Here is a 2,882-nt window from a genome sequence, read left to right as displayed (position 1 = left end):
GCGCTTCAGCAGTGCCGGGTCGATGCCGGCCGGGGGCGGCGGGGCGCCCAGGTCCTCCGGCGTCTGGCCGACGGGGTACGTGGGATAGCTGCGGGTCGCGCCCGGGCGCAGCAGCTTCGACCGACGGCGGCGGGGGAGCGGCCGCACGGCGATGGCGCGGGCCCGCAGCGCCCCCCGGACCGCCTTGCCCAGCCAGCGGGGTGCGGGACGGAAACCGAAAGCCTCCAGCATCAGCGGATCCAGCAGGCTGCGGGCACCGGCGGAGACCAGCGGGCGCAGCGGCGAGGGGAACCACGAACAGAAAAGGTCCAGCGTGTAGGTGCCGATCCGGTGGTTGTCCCCGGAATACCGGAAATGCCGGAGCTCGTAGTCCAGTTTCCACCGGCGGAACTCCGCGAAGCCGCCGGGAATGTCCTTGATCCCCATCCGGCGGCCGACCTCGTGGAAATAGTGGTAGGCGGCGAGCCGCTCGTTTTCGTGCAGCTCGCGCCAGCCCCACCGGTCGATCCAGTCGATCGGGTCGTAGACGAAAGTGGACAGCACGTAGAGCATGTCGTCGTTGCTGATCCGGTAACGGCCGTGCATCCGGTTCACCACACCGAGAGCGGCCCGGCCGCGAGGGGAGTCGTAGCCGTGTTCCGCCAGCTCCGCCATGAGGAGCGCGGTGTCGTCGTAACGACGCTGGGGGCGGTGCTCGAATTCACCGGTCGCGGCCAGCAGGCGGGAGATGCTGGGCACGCAGTAGGTCCGGAACAGGGCGAATTCCAGTGCCCGCTGGTAGTCCCAGGGGAATTCGAAACCAATCGATATCCGGTAGATCTCCTGATGATCCCGCACGGGATCGAGCCGTTCGATCCGGCGGAGCCAATATCCGCTCATCGACACCTCCTCGTGTACTCCGATTATCGTATATGAGTTGCCGGGGGAATACTAATTCCACCGGGCGGTGGAATCCCGCCGCCGATTCTCGCGGGTTTGTCGCGGTTCCTGCGCAAGGCGCGCGTTCGTCTTCGAATGGCCGCTTACCGCAGGGGAAGCCGCGCGCCGAGCCGCGCCCGGTGCCGGACGTTGAGCCAGGCCAGCGTGCGCAGGTGGGCGGTGCGCAGCGGCGGCGGGACGACCGCGGCGCAGAGCCGGACCGCGGTGCGGAAGCGGTCGAACCGGCGCTGCCGCTCCGGCGTCCACGGCAGGCCCAGCCGCTCGCGCAACGACGGGGGCAGTGTCGCCGCGATCAGGAACAGCTGCAGGTTCGCCTGGCCGTCGCGCAGCGGGCGCCAGAGGGGATCGGGCAGGCCCCGCACCGGTTTCGGCACCGAACGGATGGTGTCGAACAGGGTGGTGATGGTGGAGTTCGGGCCGAATCCGGCGACCGTGGTGTCGTAGTAGTCGCGGAACGAGGCCCAGTCGGGTGGCAGGTGCGCCTCGGTGATCCCGAGCAGCCGCCCGACCTGCCGCATCTGCCGGTAGTACACCTGGAGTTCGGCCACCGGAACGGGGCGCCCGAACAGCCGCTGGGCGTCCACCGGCAGTTGCACGAGGGTCGCGTGCACCCAGGCGTAGGCGTGCGGATCCAGCGCGGAGTAGCGGCGGCCGTCCTCGCGCAGCCCGGTGAACTCCCGGTGCAAGGCCCGCAACCGCCGCGCCTCGAACCGCGCGGCCTCCTCGCCGCCGTAGATGTAGAGGGACAGCGAAGCGGCCGTGCGCATCAGGCGCGGCCAGGGATCTTCGGTGTAGGTGGAGTGGTCCCGTACCCCGGCGGCCACCACGGGATGGGCGACCTGCAGGGTGAGCACCTGCCCGGCGAGCAGGAACGTGCGGAAGTCGCCGAAGTACCGCCAGGCCGGAGTTCCCCGCCGGATCGCCGTGCTCACCGGACGATTCTCCCCGGAGCGTGGCGCACCGGCCGCACGGCGCTCACCCGCCGGGACGTCCCGTCCGCGCCGGATCCACCGTCCATTCCGGACGGCAGGAGCCGCGGGGCACGAGCGCGAACGGGTACCGGCCCGGGGTGGCCGACATCAGGACCTGCTCGGTCACGCCCTGGTAGCGGCCCAGCGGCGTGTCCGCGGTGAACGTCTCGGGATCGAGGTAGGCGTGCGGTTCGCCGGTGCCGGCGATCTCGCGGGCGTAGCCGGGGTCGAACACGCCCAGGCTCAGGATCCACAGCGCCGCCCGGGTGAGCGAGACGTGCACGCGGTAGCTGCCGCCCCGCTCGGCACGCCGGATCAGCGCCGCCACGATGCCCGCGGTCAGCAGCCACGACACGATGTAGTCGTTGACCACGAGGATCGGCGGCAGCGCGGGGCCGCGCTCGCCGCCTTCGAGGTGCATCATGCCGACCAGGCTGCCCGCGGTCTGGTCGAAGCCCACGCGCCCGGCCCACGGGCCGCGCTCGCCGTTGAGCGAGGCGGTGGCGTGCACGATCCCGGGCCGGATCGCGGCCGCCTCCTCGGCCGACAGGCCGATCCTGGCCAGATATCCCGGCCGCCGGTTGGCGAAGAACACGTCGGCACCGGCCAGCAGCGCGCCGATCCGGCCGCCGTCGCGGTGCGGGTCCACCGTGGCCGAGCGCACACCCACGTTGGCGCTGAGATAGGTCACGTCGTGCTCGAGTTCGTCGGGGCGCCACAGGTTCAGCACGTCCGCGCCGTGCAGGGCCAGCGCACGGCCCACCCCGGCCCCGGCGATCACGTGCCCCATGCCCAGTGCCCGCAGGCCCGACAGCGGATTGCCGCCGCCCGAGGGCAGCGGCTCGGGTTCGCTGTCGCCGATTTTGGTGATCTCCACCAGCGGCATCTCCGCCAGCACCTCGCGATAGTGCTCCTCGGCGCGCAGTTCCTCGGCGGTGCGCAGCATCGGCAGCACGGTCCCGGCCTCGGCCC

3 protein-coding genes are annotated in these 2,882 nt (G+C 71.4%); all 3 read right to left on the bottom strand.

The window, feature by feature from the left end; translation table 11 throughout:
* A partial coding sequence (locus FNH05_RS35540; RefSeq protein WP_144593230.1) for an oxygenase MpaB family protein occupies positions 1-879 on the bottom strand: 879 nt, incomplete at its 3' end.
* A gap of 143 nt (positions 880-1,022) precedes the next feature.
* Entirely contained in the window at positions 1,023-1,871 is an 849-nt protein-coding gene (locus FNH05_RS35535; protein ID WP_144593229.1) for an oxygenase MpaB family protein, read from the bottom strand.
* A 43-nt stretch (positions 1,872-1,914) separates the two neighbouring features.
* On the bottom strand, positions 1,915-2,882 hold a 968-nt coding region (locus FNH05_RS35530; RefSeq protein WP_186382907.1), incomplete at its 5' end, for a CoA transferase.

It is taken from the genome of Amycolatopsis rhizosphaerae (assembly GCF_007713715.1).
Lineage (GTDB): Bacteria > Actinomycetota > Actinomycetes > Mycobacteriales > Pseudonocardiaceae > Amycolatopsis_E > Amycolatopsis_E rhizosphaerae.
Note: the sequence above shows the minus strand (reverse complement) of the source record. Positions and strands in the feature narration are given on the sequence as shown.